This window comes from Acinetobacter sp. AOR14_HL, from assembly GCF_027855175.1.
Taxonomy (GTDB): domain Bacteria; phylum Pseudomonadota; class Gammaproteobacteria; order Pseudomonadales; family Moraxellaceae; genus Acinetobacter; species Acinetobacter calcoaceticus.
Genome location: NZ_JAKTII010000022.1, coordinates 141,694 through 160,747 on the forward strand (window position 1 = coordinate 141,694; position 19,054 = coordinate 160,747).

At 36.8% G+C, this 19,054-nt stretch carries 14 protein-coding genes; all 14 read left to right on the forward strand.

All coding sequences use genetic code 11. The features are described 5' to 3' along the window. Window positions 1-11 precede the first annotated feature (11 nt). Window positions 12-1,823: a type VI secretion system baseplate subunit TssF gene (gene tssF, locus MKL38_RS18740; RefSeq protein WP_270904085.1), complete on the forward strand. Its 1,812-nt coding sequence runs from the start codon at window positions 12-14 to the stop codon at window positions 1,821-1,823. Continuing rightward, on the forward strand, window positions 1,787-2,785 hold the full coding sequence (gene tssG, locus MKL38_RS18745) for a type VI secretion system baseplate subunit TssG (RefSeq protein WP_270904086.1): 999 nt from the start codon (window positions 1,787-1,789) through the stop codon (window positions 2,783-2,785). The genes tssF and tssG overlap by 37 nt, the downstream gene beginning before the upstream one ends. Next, window positions 2,782-4,191, forward strand: a complete 1,410-nt coding sequence (locus MKL38_RS18750) for a hypothetical protein (protein WP_270904087.1) — start codon at window positions 2,782-2,784, stop codon at window positions 4,189-4,191. Before tssG ends, MKL38_RS18750 begins: the two co-directional genes overlap by 4 nt. A 30-nt stretch (window positions 4,192-4,221) precedes the next feature. Continuing rightward, the gene (tssM, locus tag MKL38_RS18755) at window positions 4,222-8,040 is read left to right on the forward strand and encodes a type VI secretion system membrane subunit TssM (protein ID WP_270904088.1); all 3,819 of its coding nucleotides are present in this window, start codon (window positions 4,222-4,224) and stop codon (window positions 8,038-8,040) included. Between the two features lie 37 nt (window positions 8,041-8,077). Further along, window positions 8,078-9,037: a type VI secretion system-associated protein TagF gene (gene tagF / locus MKL38_RS18760; RefSeq protein WP_270904089.1), complete on the forward strand. Its 960-nt coding sequence runs from the start codon at window positions 8,078-8,080 to the stop codon at window positions 9,035-9,037. A gap of 2 nt (window positions 9,038-9,039) precedes the next feature. Continuing rightward, on the forward strand, window positions 9,040-9,807 hold the full coding sequence (locus MKL38_RS18765) for an OmpA family protein (protein ID WP_005041646.1): 768 nt from the start codon (window positions 9,040-9,042) through the stop codon (window positions 9,805-9,807). A 16-nt stretch (window positions 9,808-9,823) separates the two neighbouring features. Beyond that, entirely contained in the window at window positions 9,824-10,087 is a 264-nt protein-coding gene (locus tag MKL38_RS18770) for a PAAR domain-containing protein (protein WP_003651066.1), read from the forward strand. 148 nt (window positions 10,088-10,235) lie between these two features. Next, the gene (gene tssH / locus MKL38_RS18775) at window positions 10,236-12,908 is read left to right on the forward strand and encodes a type VI secretion system ATPase TssH (RefSeq protein ID WP_270904090.1); all 2,673 of its coding nucleotides are present in this window, start codon (window positions 10,236-10,238) and stop codon (window positions 12,906-12,908) included. A 22-nt stretch (window positions 12,909-12,930) separates the two neighbouring features. Next, entirely contained in the window at window positions 12,931-14,025 is a 1,095-nt protein-coding gene (gene tssA / locus MKL38_RS18780; RefSeq protein ID WP_270904091.1) for a type VI secretion system protein TssA, read from the forward strand. Window positions 14,026-14,041: 16 nt separating this feature from the next. Next, window positions 14,042-15,406, forward strand: coding sequence for a type VI secretion system baseplate subunit TssK (gene tssK / locus MKL38_RS18785; RefSeq protein ID WP_270904092.1), 1,365 nt, complete (start codon window positions 14,042-14,044; stop codon window positions 15,404-15,406). 17 nt (window positions 15,407-15,423) lie between these two features. Next, complete coding sequence (gene icmH, locus MKL38_RS18790; protein ID WP_270904093.1) at window positions 15,424-16,230, forward strand: type IVB secretion system protein IcmH/DotU; 807 nt, start codon at window positions 15,424-15,426, stop codon at window positions 16,228-16,230. A gap of 12 nt (window positions 16,231-16,242) precedes the next feature. Beyond that, complete coding sequence (locus tag MKL38_RS18795; RefSeq protein ID WP_270904094.1) at window positions 16,243-16,866, forward strand: hypothetical protein; 624 nt, start codon at window positions 16,243-16,245, stop codon at window positions 16,864-16,866. A 7-nt stretch (window positions 16,867-16,873) separates the two neighbouring features. Continuing rightward, a complete protein-coding gene (locus tag MKL38_RS18800; protein WP_270904095.1) occupies window positions 16,874-17,827 on the forward strand; it encodes a M15 family metallopeptidase in 954 nt (317 codons plus the stop codon). A 77-nt stretch (window positions 17,828-17,904) separates the two neighbouring features. Next, window positions 17,905-19,053, forward strand: coding sequence for a winged helix-turn-helix domain-containing protein (locus MKL38_RS18805; RefSeq protein WP_270904096.1), 1,149 nt, complete (start codon window positions 17,905-17,907; stop codon window positions 19,051-19,053). Window position 19,054 lies beyond the last annotated feature (1 nt).

The window sequence follows — 19,054 nt, forward strand, 5'->3', positions numbered from 1 at the left end:
GTGGGTGTGTTGTGATAGAAGAGCTTTTACCTTTTTACGAAAAACAACTACAGGAATTTGGTCAGCAATCTCGAGAATTTGCCCAAAAATATCCGAAAATTGCTCAGCGTTTATCGTTAAATCAAGAGCAAATTGATGATCCGCATATTGAGCGTCTCATACAGGCGTTTTCATTAATTGCTGCTCGCATTGATAAAAAACTTGCTGATAGTTATGACGTATTTACACGTTCTTTATTTGAGGTGATGTTTCCTCAATACTTACGTCACTTTCCTGCTTGTTCGGTGGTAAGTTTTGAAGATATAAATAAAATAAAGCAGCTCACAGAAGCTCATGTTGTTCCTGCACACACAGTCTTGAAGTCTCGCAGTTTTAAGGGGGTTCAATGTGAATTTAATACTACGCAAGAAATCAAATTACTACCAATAACCTTACAAGCGCTAGAGTTCAAAAGTACACCTAGTGCACATATGCATTTAAGTCAAAATGCGACTTTAACTTTTAAGTTTGAAATTTTTAACCATGCTCATTTATGTTTAATAAATGAAAAGCTTCCTATTTATTTAGATGCAATTTCTAATTTTCCGCTTCAAGTACTAGACAGTATTTTTAAGACGGAAACAACTTTTGCTATTAAAATAGGTCAGAAAATTGTTGAGCTGGGTAAAAATCCATTTGAGTTAACTGGCTTTTCAGAGCAAGAAAGTCTATTGCCACTCGATCAGCATACTCATCATGCGTATCGTTTGCTCATGGAGTATTTCTGTTTTCCTGAAAAATTCAATTATCTTAAGCTAGATTTAGACTTTTTAAAGAATCTATCTCTAGAAGAGAGTGATTTTGAACTCCTTATCCATTTTAAATTAAATTTAAATGATCAAGCCGTAGTTCGAAATTATTCTGAGTTGAATGTTGCTAACTTTAAATTATTTACTACACCAGTTATTAATTTATTTGAAAAATATGCTGAACCTCAAAAAATTGTACATAAGCAATTAGAATATCCATTAATTACAGATGCACATCATCCTGAGTTTTATCAAGTCTATTCAATTACTGAAATGAATATGGTGCGTGAGAAAACCAGTCATGAAGAAAGCTATGTTCCGGTGCTGCCTTTTTTTGCGATGAGCCACTACCATGCAGATAAGGCTTGCTTTTTCTATTCGGTAAACTATCAAAAACTACAACCAAATTTTGTTGAAATGGGATATTCAATTATTTCTAAAAATTTAAATCCTTCTTCAACACGTTCAGATTTTATTAGTACAAAATTGTTATGTTCAAATCGTGACTTGCCACATGAAGCATTAGGGCAGTCTAATAATATATTGAACTTAAATGATAGTAGTCTGGCCAGACGTGCCATTGTTTTAAAAAGGCCCACTAAACCTTATCAATTTGGACAAAGCCAGACTGAGCAGTGGCGTGTCATTTCACACCTTTCATTAAATAGTTTGGCTTTAATGAAAGGTGATGCCGTATCTCATATTAAAGAGTTACTTGCTTTATATAACTTACCGTTATCAAAAGAAAATTATCTAATTATTGAATCAATTAAACATCTCGAATTTTCACTTACTCACAAACTGGTAGATGGTAAACCATTCCCAATGTTTGTAAGGGGCGTGAAGGCCGAGTTGCAAATTGATTCATCTGTATTCAGAGGGCATAGCCTATACATTTTTAGCCAATTGTTAAGTCGTGTTTTTAATTTAAAGGTTCAAATTAATAGTTTTGTTGATTTGGTTGTTAAGGATTATTCATCTCAGCAGGAGTTATACCAATGCAGTCAGAACGTTGGTGGCAAGACTCTTCTATAACAGCTGAGTTATTTACAAAGCCAAAGTCTTTTGAATTTATTCAGGCAACACGTCTATTAAGGCATGACTCTAGTCGCGCAGTTGGTTCATCTTGGAGTGATCATTTCAAGTTTGAGACATCCTTTAATTTAAATTTTCCTGCTACAGAAATTGAAAATTTAGAATTAACGGACGAAAGGGTTTATATCACGAATTTAATCGTTGGTCTTACTGGCATACAAGGTGCTTTACCTTATACATATACCAATAAGATTAAACAGGCCCCACGGCAGCAAAGAGCTGAAACTAAAGAGTTTCTGAGTTTATTTAACCATAAGCTTACTGCTCAATATGTAGAGTCCAGCATTACATATAATTTACCGATTCGATATGAGACTGAATATAAAAATGATTATTTAGATATTCTGCATGCATTGAATGGTTATGTGCGCTCCCAACATCAGCAAACAGAGCTTGATGACTATTTTGCAGAGTTTTCTGGATTAATGCAGGGCCAGAATAATACAGTTCATGCATTAAAAACGATGCTGTCCTGTATTTTTAAGCATGAAATTACGATTAAAGAGTTTATACAAGAATCTTTTAAGTTGGCGAGTGATCAATTAACGACTTTAGGTGGAAGTCAGCCGAGCTTACTTGGTATTAATACGTTTTGTGGGGAAACCATTCAGCAAATTGATGGAAAAATTGAAATTCAGATTGGACCACTAAAGCGTCAGCAATATTTAAATTTCCTCCCAAATCAAGAGTTGAGTTTAAAACTAAAAAAAATTGTAGAAACTTGGTGTAGTCCAACTTTATCGATAGATCTTCGACTCGTATTAGATGAGTCAGAAATACAACCTATTTGTCTAACTAAGAATAACCAGAATGGTTTAGGGCAGGGTTCTTTTCTCATATCACGACAACCAAACGTACATAGTCATGAAACCTGCTATAGCCTTATTGGAGAGAGAATATGATTAAAAAAATATTACTCTCATTTATTGCAATTTTTTCAGTGGTTAGTGGAATTATTATTTTCTACTGGCGTGATGTTCAATATAACCCTGATAAAGGTGACTTTTTCCTTTATTTCTTATTGTTGCCAGCAATTATTACCTTGGTGATCTTATCGCCTTGGTTAATTTACAGTGCCTATAAAACTTACAAAGATAAAAAAGAACAAGCTATAAATCAAAATAAAGATGATGCTAATCAAAAACAAACTACTGTAAGTGAAGCACCACTCGAACAGTTAGATTTTAATATTTACTCTGCTTTTGCCGTACATGCATTAGGTGAGAATGAATCAATTATTGAGCAACTACAAAACTTCAAAAGCCCAGAGTTAGATGATCAACTGTTAAATTCTTATGGATTGCCTCTATTATCTTATCGTATTAAAGACTTGGATGAAGACAATCATGAGGAGAGTGATTACTCATCTCCACGACAAGTTCGTATGATGTCATTAATACAACAACAATTAGAACAAAATATAGAAAACTTATATCTTCTTGCAGAGCATTTAAAGCGTTCAACTTTATTTTATGAGTCGCAACAAGCCCGTGAATATCATATGCATCCGGCATGGGTTGATCCCGAGTCTGAATATGATGATGTTGAAATGCCTGTAGTCGAAGTTTACCGTTTAAATCGTTTAAATCTACACATCCTTCTTTCGGAGGATTTACTACATATCTGGAATGATGATCAAAGTAATGAATTAATTTTAGAGTTCTTTGCTGAGATTGGTATTGCTCCGCAAAAGGTTCATATTGAATATCATTTTTTTGGAGAGCAATTAGCTTACCAAGAGTTGATACACCTATTAAAAGGTATTCATAAAAGAGAGCATGAGATGTTCTTTTTAGTGGTCGCTGATTCAGAAATTGATCAAGATCTAGTCGATGAAAAATCTTGGATGATTAAAGATTATATTCCTTCTGAATTTGCAGCAAGCTGTTTACTCGCAGATCCTTTAGTAAAAATTCAAGAATTAGAACCTACTAAAAATCTGAAAGTGGTTGTGGGCCAACAAGATACAGCACAGCTTTTTAATAATTTTGAATTTAATGATCTACCTCAGCATGAGGGTGAGGAACCTTATGTGCTGATATTGTCAGATCAGACGGATATAAAAGTTTCGAAGAAATTGCAGCAACACTTTCTTAGAACACCTGTAGAACCGCATCACTATATTTATGTGAAATCTTCATTAGGGCATACCCAAAATTTAGCTGATATTTATGGCTTTATGCTGAGTATGCATTTCCCTGAACATATCATTCCTTTTGTCTTTGGTGAAAATACGGTGTCAGCACATACATTTGTGCAGCATGTCACCGAAAATTCAGAAGATGATGTGGTGGTGTTGAATAACTAATTTAAACTTTGGACTTAGAACGAGAATAGAATGCATACAATTTTAGGCTACTTGTGGCAGTACATCACGAATCCTAAAGCAATTATCGCCTTGTCATTGTTCGTGGTATTGATGTCTTCATATACTTCAATTCCCCGTCATATATTCTGGGCTTTAGCGACTGCCTATGCTTTGGGTCTTATTGTTTATGGTATCTATTGGCTTATTCAACGAAGAAAACATGCTGCTCAAGGTGAAGAGTTAGCTGAAGCGATTGAAAAAGATAATCAAGCTGAGTACGGAAAAAATAAAGATAAAGAAGAGCTTCAGCTTGTTAATCAACAAATGAAAGAATCAATTCAACTGATTCGTAAATCTAAGTTGGGTGATAAAAAAGGGAATGCTGCACTTTATGAACTTCCTTGGTATATGGTTATTGGTAACCCCGCTGCAGGTAAAAGTTCAGCTATCTATAATTCGGGTTTAAAGTTTCCATTCGAAGAAACGCATCAAAAAATGGTATCTGCTGGGTTAAGCGGTACTCGAAATTGTGACTGGTTTTTCTCTACAGAAGGTATTTTAATCGATACAGCTGGTCGTTATTCTGTTTATAGCGAAGATCATTCTGAGTGGTTAGGTTTCTTAAATATTCTAAAAAAGAACCGTTCTAAAGCTCCGGTCAATGGTTTAATTTTAATTGTCAGCATTGCTGAGCTGATTAGTCAAAGTCCTGAAAACTCGTTAAAGCTTGCTAAAAATTTACGTGCTCGTATTCAAGATTTAACTGAACGTTTAGAAGTCGTTGTTCCTGTCTATTTAGTCTTTTCAAAGATGGATTTGATTGCAGGTTTTACAGAGTTTTTTGAATTTTATGAAGCTCAGGAATATAACCAAGCTTGGGGTGCGACTCTTCCTTATGAACAGAGTTCTTCGCACAATGCCGTAGATTTATTCGAGAAACATTACAATATTCTTTACGATGGTTTAAAAGGGGTAAGTTCGACTCATTTAAGTCGCCGCCATTCGCAGAATATCTCTCCAAGTGTAATGACTTTCCCATTAGAATTTAAAACATTAAAACCAGCTTTAAAGAGCTTTATTGCGACACTTTTTGAAGATAATCCATATCAATTTCAACCGGTTTTCCGTGGGTTCTACTTCACTAGTGCTTTGCAGGAAGGTGTCATTGAAAGTCCAATGACTGAGCAAATTGCACAAGAATTCCAGCTTACTCAAATTGCTCAAAGTGATTTAAAAGATCATTCAAAAATTACCCCTAACCACGGTTATTTCTTAAATGGTCTATTTTCAGATGTTATTTTAAAAGATAAAGATCTTGTTAAACAGCATGTAAATGCTGGCAGAAAACGTCAGCGTTACATTGCATTTATTGGCGCTTTAGCAGGTGTTTCAATTATTCTTGGTGTTTGGGTTTGGTCATATCGCAATAACCAGCAATTGATTGGTGAAGTTCAAGCAGATTTAAATAAGGTTGTTCAATTAGAAAAATCTTCAGGCCAGCAATTATCAACCCAGTTAGAAGCTTTACTTATTCTTCAAAGACGTCTACAGCAGTTAGATGAGTTTGATGAAAATAGACCACTTAAGTTTAGTTTTGGTTTATATCAGGGCAATGAGCTTCGTGAAAAACTAAAAGCGGAATATTTAAAAGGCGTTAAGCAAATTGTCTTAACACCGACACAGCAAAACATTGCTCAATATTTGCAACGCGTAAAAAATAATGAAGCAACATTAAAAGCCAATCATACGAATGTTGAGATTAAACAAACTGCTCAGTCTCAACAATATTTGGAACCTTCAGACACAAATCCTCAAGATGCGTACAATGCATTAAAAGCATATTTAATGATGAGTAATCCACAATACATGGATGCTAGTCATTTAAGCGATCAGGTTACACGTTTCTGGCGTTCTTGGCTTGATGCCAATAAAGGCCAAATGCCACGTGCAGATATGATTCAGGAAGCTGAACAGATTTTGTCATATGCAATGACTTTGGCAAATGATAAAGAGTTCCCAATTTTAGATGCAGATTCGCAAATTGTTGATCAAACACGCCAAGTATTGCTCTCTGTTGTCAGAGGAATGCCTGCGCGTGATCGTGTTTATAATGAAATAAAAATGCGTGCTGCGGTACGTTTCCCTGCGCTGACTGTCAGTCAAATTGTGGGTGAGGCAAATAAAAATGTTGTATTGGGTAGTTATGCATTGCCAGGCGTATTTACTCAAAAAGCATGGAATGACTATGTAGAAAAAGCGATTGAAGAAGCGGCAGATAAGCCAACAGATAGTAAAGACTGGGTGTTAAATAGCCGTCAATCTGATGATTTAACTTTCTCAGGCAGCCCTGAACAAATTAGAAAGCAACTGACGGCACTCTATAAGCAAGAATATATTGCGGAATGGAGAAAATTCCTAAGTGGTATTCATTATGCTAAAGCTGGCCAATTTGCTCAGCAAGTAAAAAATATTGATGTTTTAGGTGAGCCGCAGAACTCTCCAATTCGTACTTTAATTGAAAGAGTGGCAATCGAAACAAACTGGGATAATCCAGTTGTGCAAGCAGAGCTCGCAGCTCCACAAAAAGGATTTGTTGCGTGGTTTAAACGTAAAGTTTTAAATCATGATGATAAGGTTGCCAATCAAGTGGCAACTAATGCTCAGGGTGCTATTTCTCAAGAATATCAAATGTTCTATCAGTTGGTTCGCAAACGCGATGATCAACAAGGTAAATCATTACTTGATGAATATATGACAAATTTAGCTCTAGTGCGTAGCAAGTTTAACGAGCTTAAGAATGCAGGTGAAGTTGGGCCTAATGCGATGACATTAGTCAAGCAAACCCTGAATGAGCAAACTTCTGTATTTAACCAGACGCAAAAAATTGTAGATGAAAAAATGGCGGTTGGTTTCAATGAAATTGATCAGCGATTACTACAAAAATTGGTGGTTAGTCCACTTACGCAGGCTTTTGAAAGTTTAATTACACCGACACAAGATGAAATTAATAAATTGTGGGTAATGCAAGCTTATCAACCATTTACAGCAAATCTTGCTAAGAAATATCCATTTAATTCATCAGCTTCTTTGCAAGCTACAAGCAGTGAAATTGGTCAAATCTTGGGCGAGAACGGTAGTATTTCACGCTTTGTAAAAGAAAGTCTTGATCCATTTGTGATCCGTCGTGGTTATACGTTAACGTCTAAAACATGGAAAGATTTAGGAATTAGTTTAAATCCTCAATTCGTCATGAATTTCCAAAGATATGTTACTCCAGCGAATGGTATGGCAACAGGTGAGTTGAATGCTCAAGCTCCAGCAGCACCAGCAACCAACCAATCTAACTTCCAGTTCTACCCAATTCCAAATCCACAATTGCTTTCATATACCGTTGATATTGATGGTCAGCGTATGACTTATGAAAATGGTGTGCAGCAGTGGGTCAACTTCATTTGGCCAAACCAAGGCAGCATTCCGGGTGCTCGTATTACTGCTGTGGATTTACAAGGTCAAACGCACACGATTTTTGATGAGCCAGGTGAATATGGTATTAACCGTTTAATTGATAGTGCTCAACGTAAAGAACAAAATGGCGGATTTGAAATGCTTTGGCGTAGTAAGACCGACCCATCATTAGTTGTGAAAATGAATTTCCGTCTAATCAGCAGTAATTCAGGCAGCATTGGTTCAAGCCGTGGTTACGCAGGTATGCAACTGGTTGATAAAGTCACTGCCGATAAAGCAGCTCGAGTTGTGTCTGCTCAGCAGGCACCAGCTCAAGCGGCTCCAGCAAAAACAGAAAATCCTGTTGCAGCATTCGCTCAGCCTTCTGCGGGAGTTAAACCATGACATGGAAAATAACCTCTATGCGAAAGGAGGAGCACTAATGCAAACATTAAAAACCACTCCTTTGTATTATGGCAAAAGTCCTGCACGAGGCGACTTTTTAAAAACAAAAGGTCAGAATGCTTTAATACAGTTGCTTGATCAGTGGATTACTGAAGCATTGGAATATGCGATGCAATCGGGCAACTTTAAAGAAGCTTATAGCACGTTGCCTTCACTGGATTTCTTTATTGCCAATCCAAAAGAAAATATGTTTTTGGTTGCGAATCTACTCGCAAGTGAAGATAGTTCAGGTCGATCTTTTCCAATGGTGCTGAGCCATTTATTAGAAATTGATTTGCCGTATGATAATTTGTTATATGCACCATATAGCTATAAACATGTGCTTGTTGATTTATTTCAAAACAATCGCGCTTTAAAAGGCATTAAAGATTCAGATTTGTTACTTGGAAAATTAGGTCACTTACAAAATCAAATTCAGGTTTTAACTGAACGAGAATGTGTAGGCTTTTATGAAAATCATACGATGCACTCATTTGCTCAGTTAATGAAGTTAAGTATTTATGAATTAGCGCAAAGTATGATTGGGCTGGGATTATTACTACAGCCAATTTTACAAAATGGAACTAGTCGGTTAAATAAAGCCCTGATTTTGCCTATTAATAATCCTGCTTACAGTTATGAAATAGCTGCTTTTTGGGTCAGTATTATTTGTCGGTTTTTAAAGGAACATAATACTGAAGTACTTATAGGCTTGTTACATCGAGAGCAACCCGTATTATTCTTTGGTTTTCAAGGTGCTGATATTTTAGCCCTTAGCGATATTTTTACTCAGAATATGGATAGTAAACACTGGGTTTCTTTAATAGAAGCTCAGTGGATTGATACTTATTTGGAGCAGAATGCTGGTTTAGCGACGCTAGAACAATCATTATGCCAACGCCAATTAAGTTTAAATCAAGGCTTAAAACTATTTAGACAGACTTTTTTGGGTGAATAATAATGAATCAACGATATCAAACTAAACTTTCACAGCTCATAAAAGGCTGTTTTATCTATGCTGTTGCTAATTATGCTTTGGCTCAGCCCATTGTTGTAGAAGGTGTAGTTCCTAACGAGGCTAGTAAACAGGCTATCTTATTAAAAATGCAGTCTGTTTACGGTGCAGATCAGGTTGTAGATAAAATACAAGTTAGACCGGTAGCTGCTCCAAATGGATGGAGTGATTCTGTTACACGAGTCATTACACCTGATCTTAAAAAAGTCTCACAAGGTAAGTTAAGCGTAAACGGTACTCGATTTGAGTTGAGTGGAAAAATGCTGAATCCAGCAGATATTCAGCCGACCATTCAGTCTTTTCAAGGGTTAGTTCAGCCTCCGTATCAACTGTATTCACAGTTATCAGTCAATCAAGCTGAACAGAAAATTATTGATGATGCACTTAAGAATCGAATTATTGAGTTTGAATCTGGTAGTGCAGTATTAACTGATGCCGGTCAAAAAATTCTAGATGAGATGGCTGTTGCTTTAAATAAAGTAGGCGGTAAAAAAGTCAAAATCGTAGGACATACAGATAGTTCCGGCGATGCGACTAAAAACTTAAAACTTAGCCAAGATCGAGCATTGGCAGTGAAAAACTATTTAATTAGTAAGAGTATTCCGGCAGACCATTTATCTGCGGAAGGTTTAGGTTCTTCTAAACCAGTCGCAGATAATACTTCTCCAGAAGGAAGAAAGAAAAACCGTCGAATTGAGTTTACCGTTCTATAAATATAAGGAGAAGAACATGGCTAGCCCTTACATTACGATTGGATGCCCAACCACAGGTGGAGGGCAAGTCATTTCTGGTAATAGTACGTTTTTAATTGATGGAATTGCAATTGCGTGTGTAGGAGACAAGGCAACTTGTCCGTTACATAAAACGGTTTCTACGATTGTATCGGGTGATCCGAATATGCTTGTTATGGGAAAATCTGGAGCGCGCGTAAATGATTCATTATCATGCGGTTGTAAATTATTACCAAAACAGAGTTTAGTTAATCAAGGATAAGGGTAGAGATATTTTTATATAGATATAAATATCTACTAGAACATATTAACGCTTGAAATGATGAGTAGTTTGTCTGATAAAGCTGAATTTTGTTAATATACAGACATTATGATTTTAAGCATTAAATTATTTAAAAATATTGAGAGTAATGATGAGTAATTTAAAAATTTTAATTACAAAACTTTCTACAGTTGCGCGTACTGCTTTAGAAAAATCGGCTAATGCTTGTGTTATTCAACAAAATTACGAAATTGAAATTGAACATTTATTTTTAGAGCTACTTAATCAATCTCTAGAGAATGATTTAAAAATTTTATTAAAGAAATATAAAATTTCACCTGAAGCTTTAGCTGATGATTTAAAAGAGACAATATCTCAATTACCGAAAGGTAATAATCGAACTCCTATTTTTGCTAAATCAATCGTTCGTTTGTTCGAACAAGCTTGGTTATTGGCTTCGGCTGAGCAACATCCAGTTATTCGTAGTGGTCATTTATTAGTTGCGTTATTAACTGCATCTGATTTATATCAAATTGCGACTCGTGCTTCGAGTTTATTTGATCTCTTACCAATTGATTCAATGAAACATAAGTTTCTTGAAATTTGTGAGAAGAGTGTTGAACAACAAGATGAAACAAAAATACCTTCTGGTGAAGCTGAAGCAACAGAAACGAATACCAAAACTGCTAAAACACCAGCACTTGATCAATATACGATTAATCTAACTGAAAAAGCGAAACAAGGCGGTATAGATCCGGTTATTGGGCGTGAATATGAAATTCGGTTAATGCTCGATATTTTAATGCGTAGACGCCAAAATAACCCGATCTTAACGGGAGAACCGGGGGTTGGTAAAACAGCGGTGGTCGAAGGTTTAGCCTTAAAAATTGCTCAAGGTTTAGTGCCTAACGCCTTAAAAAATGTCCATTTACATGTGCTGGATATGGGGCTGTTACAGGCTGGCGCAAGTGTTAAAGGTGAGTTTGAAAATCGTTTAAAGCAGGTTATTCAGGAAGTTCAAGCTTCTGCTCATCCTATTATTTTGTTTATTGATGAAGCGCATACCTTAATTGGTGCAGGTGGGCAAGCAGGGCAAAATGATGCTGCGAATCTTTTAAAACCTGCACTTGCACGTGGTGAGTTGCGCACGATTGCTGCAACAACATGGGCAGAATACAAACAATATTTTGAAAAAGATGCTGCATTAAGCCGACGTTTTCAGGTTGTAAAAGTAGAAGAGCCAACCGAAGACGTTGCGGTAGATATGTTGCGTGCAATGATTCCAGTCATGCAACAGCATTTTAAATTACAAATTGATGATGAGGCGATCGTGACAGCGGTTCATTCTTCGCACCGATATATTAGTGGTCGTCAACTTCCGGATAAAGCAGTGAGTGTGCTTGATACGGCAGCAGCACGTGTTGCGTTGACCCAAAATGCCCAACCTGTAAAACTTGATCAGTTAAAGGCTCAAGAGCATAACTTAAAGCTTGAACAGCAAATTTTAGAAAATGAGCATCGTCAGATTCCAATTCATCATGAACGATTGGAAACTTTAAAAGCTAATTTAGAATCTTTGCAAAAAGAGATTCATGAAACCCAAGAGCAGTGGAAAAAAGAATTAGAACTTGTCCATAAAATTCAGGAATTAGAAGCACAGAATCATACGAATGAATCTGAAGCTTATGATCAGATTAATCTACTGCGTAAGGATCTTGCTGAGATTCAAGGTCAGCAACCATTAGTATTTGAAAGAGTAAACTCTCAAATCATTAATGAAATTATTTCTGATTGGACCGGAATTCCTGTTGGAAAAATGGTTAATGATGAAATTAAACAAATATTAACGCTTGAAGATAAATTGGGCGAGCGTGTAATGGGTCAAGATTATGCACTCACACAATTAGTTCAGGGCATTAAAACTTCAAAAGCAAGACTTGAAGATCCGAATAAGCCACAAGGTGTATTTCTTTTGGTGGGCCCAAGTGGTGTAGGTAAAACTGAAACTGCACTAACTTTGGCAAATGAATTATATGGTGGTGAGCAGCATTTAATTACCATCAATATGTCTGAATATCAGGAAGCCCATACTGTATCTTCGCTTAAAGGTGCACCTCCTGGATATGTGGGATATGGTCAAGGCGGTGTTTTAACAGAAGCTGTTCGCCGTAACCCTTACAGTGTTGTGTTGCTTGATGAAATTGAAAAAGCGCATAGTGATGTTCAGGAACTGTTCTATCAAGTATTTGATAAAGGTACTTTAGAAGATGGTGAAGGACGAGTAATTGACTTTAAAAACACCACTATTTTGTTGACTTCAAATGCTGGCTCAAGTGCCATTATGCAAGTTTGCTTAAATACGCCTGTAGAAGAATGGCCAACAGCTGAAGAGTTGATTGACCATTTAAAACCAAGTTTATATAAGCAATTTAAGCCTGCATTTTTAGGTCGAATGAGAGTGGTGCCATATTTCCCATTGCATGATGATTTACTCGTACGAATTATTAAACATAAGCTAGGCAAGATCACAGCAAGAATTGAGAAACAATACGGTACACAAGTCCAATATTCTGATGATTTGGTAGAGCTGCTCTTAAGCCGCTGTACAGAAGTCGATAGTGGTGCACGTAATGTCGATAATATTTTAAATTCTACGGTGTTACCTGCATTAGCTACAGAAATTTTGGTGGCTTTAGCAGAGCAAAAATTGCCAAAAATTATCATGATTGATGCTAAAGATGACGAAATTCAATATTTACTAGATCCGGTTGCAAAAGCTGCTAAAAAAAGGACGAGTAAAAAATTGAAATCAGAAGTTTAAAATTGAATAGAGCTAAAATTAGATGAATATTGATATTTCTGAACTCCTTGAACCCATTAGTGATAGCTTACCGTGTGGTGACGACTTTTCATTTTCTAATGAATTTCATGAAATAAAAAAAGCGAAAACACAAGATGATTTATTGCTAGATCAAGGTGATTGGGTTGCTGAACGCAAACAGGCCGACTGGGACTTTGTATCAAATAAAACGAGTGTTTTGCTAAAAGAGAATACTAAAGATATTCGTCTATTAACTTGGCTCATAGAAGCTTGGACTCATCTTTATGGTTTTGAAGGTATGGCTAAAGGTTTAACTTTAAGTCATACCATGTTGAATCAATACTGGCAGGAAATTCATCCTGTCATTGAAGATGATGACTTAGATCAACGTATTGGGTTATTACAGGGTTTAATTAATCAACTTCCGATGTTGTTAAAGAAAGTTTCTTTAACCAATACAGCTCCTTATTATAATTTGCTTGATTACGATAATTTTCTATATCACGAAAATGTTCGTCGTAAACAAACTGAAGATTACGATAGTCAGTCGGGGCCATCGGAGTTAGAACAATTCGATCAAGCTATTTTTAATACGTCTAAAACTTTTCAATACTCTAATTATCAAGATTTTAGTTCAGTCTTAACTGAATGGGATGTTTTAAAGCAAACCCTTGACCATTTAATGGGACTAGACTCGCCGAGTTTTGGTGCAATCGATTCAGCATTTGAAACCATTCACAGCACATTACGCAAGATTTATAAAGCAGAAGCTTTTGGTAGTGGGCTTGCACCAATCCAAGAACAGGCTGCTGTTATTACAAGCTCATCTATGGAAAATCAGGTGCCTGTACAAATCGTGTCAGATCAGCCCGTTTTTCAGCCTCAAGCACAAACTCACTTGGCGAATCGTGAGCAAGCAATGAAAGTATTACAAGAAATCGCGGATTACTTTCAAGCAAATGAGCCTCATAGCCCTGTGAGTTATATGCTTCAAAAAACCATTAAATGGAGTCAAATGCCGTTACATGAATGGTTAGCACAAGTCATTAAAGATGAGCATCCATTACAAATGGTTCAGGAAATGTTAGGTGTGCAGCCTAAAAATGAATACGAATAAAGATTGGTAAAGACATATGTTTAAAGCTGAAAAAGTCCTGTGGGGCGAAGGTTTATTTTTAAGACCTCAACATTTCCAAATTCAAGATACCTATCATGAACAACGGTTGAATCATACGGTTCGAGCGGTTGTACCTTTTTCATATGGTATTCAGAAATTAAATTTCGATGAGGCTCAATTGAGCACACATATTCTTGCTCTAGAGTCTGTAGAGATGATCTGGCAAGACGGAGAAATTTATCAGGCACCTGCTTATGATTTATTGCCTGAGCCAATTTTGTTGGATGATCTTAATTTACGTGGTGAGATGCTAATCTATTTAGCATTGCCACTCTTACAAGCAAATAAGCAAAATCTGATTGATCAGAACCAAGCGCAAAAGGGTAGATATCAATCTCATCTTGTTGAAACACATGATCTTTTTACGAGTGCTACCGAAGCAGATATTAGTTTGTTACGCCGTCGTGCTGTTTTTAAACTATTAGATGTACATAGTAATCCTGACCATAATTTAGATGGTTTCTTATATTTACCTATTGGAAAGATTAAGCGTCAAAGCTCAGGTGCTTTCGAAATTGATCGAAAATTTATTCCACCAATTTTGCATGTGGATGCATCTGAAACACTCATTTCAAATTTAAAAAGAACACTGAACGTTATTAAGGCAAAAATTAAGACGATTCAAACGAATAACAGAGAAAATGAACAGAAGTTAATTGAATTCCGTTCTGGTGATATTGTTTCATTCTGGTTAGTGAATGCATTAAATACAGCTCATGCTGGTCTTAATCATTTTGTGCAATATCCACAAATTCATCCAGAGCGTTTGTTCTTTGAATTATTGCGTTTAGCAGGTTCATTATTAACTTTCTCGACGGCCTATGATGTCGATCAATTACCTGCCTATAAACACCATAATTTACAAGAAAGTTTTTCGCAGTTAGATACGATTTTGCGTGATTTACTCGATACGATTATTTCGAGTCGTTACATCAGTATTGCACTTAAAGAAATCCGTCCTTCATATTGGGTGGGAAGTCTTGAGACCGATAAGATTACTCGAGACACTCGACTTTATATTGCAGTATCAAGTAGCGCAATGCAGACACATGAGTTGATCCAGATCGTACCTTTACGATTCAAAATCGGTAGTACTTTAGATGTAGAGCAACGTGTGGTTGCAGCATTGCCTGCAATTCCATTGCATCACTTAATTCAAGTTCCAACTGCTATACCGGTACGTTCTGGTGTGAGCTATTTTGAAATTGAACCGCATCATGAGCTATACCAACGCATGTTAGATTCCGAGACGATTTGTATTTATGTTCCGGCTGGTTTCCAAGATATCAGTATTGAACTGATTGCGGTCATGAACGCTTAACGATAAAGGAGAGAAAAATGTCACAATCCACAGGTGCTCCTTCTTTATTTGATGATGGGCAAATTGGAACAGGCGGGAGCAATAATAGCCAGTCTCAAGCAAAACTACAGGCAATCAATCTTATTGACTTATTGCATGATGGCTTTTATTTGGTTTTTTTGATTCGAAATCAGTATGTACCAGCAGATGCGCAGCGGTTTCGTGAAAAAATCTTAAATTTACTCAATCAATTTGAGCAACAAGCCAAAAAGTTGCAATTTTCAGCTGATGATATTCATGATGCTAAATATGCATTCTGTGCTTTGATTGATGAAACGATCGTAACGCAACAAGACGCGAGTTATTTTAATTTGCAAAATGCTTGGTTAATTAGCCCGTTACAATTGAGCTTGTTTGGCTCTCAGTTAGCGGGTTATCGTTTCTTTGAAATATTGGAACAATTACGTAGCCGTGGAAAAGAACGTCTAGCTGCTTTAGAAGTATTTCATTACTGCCTTTTATTAGGTTTTCAGGGTAAGTACCGAATCGAATCTACGGAAAGTCTCAACCACTTAGTATCACGAGTGGGTGACGAAATTGATTATTTGAAAGGGAAAAAGCTCGCATTTTCGCCGTTCTCGGCCATTCCCGATCAGATCCGAAATATTATTCATCGCGAAGTACCATTCTTCTGGATTTTGGTCTTTTTATTGATTTTTGCATTACTTACCTTTGCAGGACTAAGATTTATGCTGAATAATCAAAATGATAAAGCATTATCTAATTATCAAAATGTGATTTCTGCTCCTCAAGAGCAAGCACATATTACAATTTATTTACCTTGATGATGGTACGAAATGGCTCAGGAAAAACCAACTTCTATTCGAGTGTTACAGTCGAATAAAAAAAAGCCGAAATCACCAATACTTTATATTGTTATTGGTGTTATTGCCGGGGTGTTTGTCAGCATCTCGCTATTCCTGTTCTTGTCTCAACCGTATTCTTCAGAATCAGCAGCAATTGAGAGTAAATCAACAGAAGAACAGATTTTAAATCAAGAAACTGCTCATTCTTCTGATGAACAAAATCAGGTTGCTGTCAGTCAAGACAACGAAACAGATTCAATGAGCCGTGATGGTTTTGAACAACCTAAAGATAATGAATTAAGTAATATCTTTAAACCTGCTCAGCATAAGCCTGCTACTGTCAATCAACAGCGAGTTTCTCCATTTGACGAACAGCTCACGGGTGAAAAGAAAGTTCAGGTTGTGCCTCAACTACAGACGGGTGCAGCTAAAACGGCTCAACCGAAGGTACAGCCAGCTCAGCAAAAGCCAGTGAGTAAACCGCAGCAACAACAAGCGGCACAGGCTAAACCAATTGTTGAGAATAAAGCTCCAGCCGAGCCAGAAGCTGAGGTTGAACCACCTAAAGCATCGGTAGATATTAAAATTACACGAAGTCCTTTTGCCGTGAATTAATGAACTGATGATGATTTTTCTCATTTTCTTTTGCTTTACATGCTTGGCAATTGGTTTAGCGTTTTTAATGTCTTATGAGCTAAGGAGTAGAAGCAAAGATTTTGTTTTGTCATTACTGCCACAAGGCCGTAAGCAGCTTAATCAAGTTAGACAATTTGCTCAAACAATGAATCAGGCAGCTGCGCCTGAAAAGCTACAATCCCATTGGCATTTACAGCAGTGGTGGATTGTCATTGCAGGCTTTTTCTTGTTTGCCAGTATTTTAGTGTTTGCTTTTACTCGACCTATTAGTTCAACTCGAATTGAGGCTGAATATCTGAAAAAAACAGATCCTCAAATTTATGCACTTTTGAATGGTGAAATATTATCGCCACCGCCAGAAGTGGATGAAAGCCTAATTGAAGCTGCGATTGTAGAGGCCACCCAATTAGAGCAACAATATTCCTCTCAAAGTAGTGGCGCTATTAATTCTTCACCTATTGATAATGCGAGTTTCGATGGGCGAGCTATTTTAGATACCAGTCTAGTAGATCGTAAATGGAGCAAAATGAACCCACGTTATAAGCAGCGTTTACTCATGGTCTTTAAAATCATGAAAGAACAGTATGGTTATGAGTTGGTTTTATTAGAAGGTTATCGTAGTCCTACTCGTCAGAATATGCTGGCAGGTAATCCAAATACAACAAGAGCAAAAGGTTATCAGAGTTACCATCAATTTGGTTTGGCGGCAGATGTAGCCTTTAAACGAAATGGAAAAGTGGTTATTTCTGAAAGAGACCCGTGGGCTATGCAAGGTTATCGTTTATATGGACAAGTTGCTGAATCGGTTGGTCTCACGTGGGGCGGACGTTGGAAATCTATCCAAGATTATGGACATACTGAATTCCGTATGCCGGGATTAAGAAAAACTCAAGAAATGGCAGAAAAACTCATTGCCGAAAGCTTGAATGATATAAATTAAAAAGAGAAAAATATGTTTACAGAACCTAAAATACAGGACATTAAAATCGATTCAGTGATTAGTCAATTGAGCTTTCTATGACTTCATCTTTAAAACGTTTGGCTCTATTTAATCAAGGCTTAGGAAAGATTAGCCCGTTTGCAAAAGGTGTGGATGGGACTTTACAGGCTATTGAGCATTTGGGATATGTGCAGATTGATACCATATCAGTCGTTGAGCGTGCTCATCACCATATATTGTGGAGTCGAGTGCCTGATTATGATTTAAGTTATTTAAATAATTTGGTTCGAGAGCGTCAGATTTTTGAATATTGGTATCATGCAGCGTCTTATCTTCCTATGAAAGACTACCGTTATGTACTGCCTGCCATGATGTCGGTCAGGAAAGGGGAAAGCCGTTATTTCAATAGAGGTGATCAACATCTCATGAATGAAATCTTAGCCCGCGTTCGTGCAGAAGGTAGAATTCGACTACGAGATATTGATAAGAATAATAAAAAGAGTTTGGGAAATTGGTGGAATACAGGTCCAGGTCGCCGTGCTTTTGAGCAGTTATATATGCAGGGTGACCTGATGATCTGTGAGCGTAACGGAATGGAAAAAGTCTATGGTTTGACTGAACGTTGCTTACCTGAAAATATTGATTTAAGTATGCCTACGCTTCGTGAATATGCGCAGTATTTATTTAATACAACGCTTCGAGCACATGGTGCATTTACATGGAAGCAATTGGTTCATTTAAAGGGAAAAGAATTAAAAGAAGCTATGCGTGTCGTGCTGAAGGAGCAGATCGACGCAGGAGTAGTATCAGCGATTAAACTTGACGATGGACAAACTCTATATGTCGATGTAGCTGCAATAGAACAAAACGTGAATACTGATTTTGGATTAAAAATACTTTCGCCTTTTGATAACTCGCTTATTCATCGTGACCGCTTAACATCTTTATTTGAATTTGATTATCGGATCGAATGCTATGTGCCAGCGGCCAAACGGGTATTTGGTTATTTTTGCTTACCTATTCTTTATCAAGATGAGCTAGTGGGCCGCATAGATTGTAAAGCACATCGGTCTATCAAAGAATTAGAAGTGATTAGCCTGCATCTAGAAAAAACAATCAAAGATAAAGAGCATTTCTTTTTTGAATTAGAGCAAGAGATCAAGTGCTTTGCACAGTTTAATCAATGCACCATCATTAATGACAGAGTCATCAAGCTCATTCGCTAAG

Coding starts and splice junctions, on each gene's coding strand:
- tssA (WP_270904091.1), top strand. CDS start 12,931: ATGAATATTGATATTTCTGAACTCCTTGAACCCATTAGTGATAGCTTA.
- icmH (WP_270904093.1), top strand. CDS start 15,424: ATGTCACAATCCACAGGTGCTCCTTCTTTATTTGATGATGGGCAAATT.
- tagF (WP_270904089.1), top strand. CDS start 8,078: ATGCAAACATTAAAAACCACTCCTTTGTATTATGGCAAAAGTCCTGCA.
- MKL38_RS18805 (WP_270904096.1), top strand. CDS start 17,905: ATGACTTCATCTTTAAAACGTTTGGCTCTATTTAATCAAGGCTTAGGA.
- MKL38_RS18765 (WP_005041646.1), top strand. CDS start 9,040: ATGAATCAACGATATCAAACTAAACTTTCACAGCTCATAAAAGGCTGT.
- MKL38_RS18800 (WP_270904095.1), top strand. CDS start 16,874: ATGATGATTTTTCTCATTTTCTTTTGCTTTACATGCTTGGCAATTGGT.
- MKL38_RS18750 (WP_270904087.1), top strand. CDS start 2,782: ATGATTAAAAAAATATTACTCTCATTTATTGCAATTTTTTCAGTGGTT.
- MKL38_RS18795 (WP_270904094.1), top strand. CDS start 16,243: ATGGCTCAGGAAAAACCAACTTCTATTCGAGTGTTACAGTCGAATAAA.
- tssG (WP_270904086.1), top strand. CDS start 1,787: ATGCAGTCAGAACGTTGGTGGCAAGACTCTTCTATAACAGCTGAGTTA.
- tssM (WP_270904088.1), top strand. CDS start 4,222: ATGCATACAATTTTAGGCTACTTGTGGCAGTACATCACGAATCCTAAA.
- MKL38_RS18770 (WP_003651066.1), top strand. CDS start 9,824: ATGGCTAGCCCTTACATTACGATTGGATGCCCAACCACAGGTGGAGGG.
- tssK (WP_270904092.1), top strand. CDS start 14,042: ATGTTTAAAGCTGAAAAAGTCCTGTGGGGCGAAGGTTTATTTTTAAGA.
- tssH (WP_270904090.1), top strand. CDS start 10,236: ATGATGAGTAATTTAAAAATTTTAATTACAAAACTTTCTACAGTTGCG.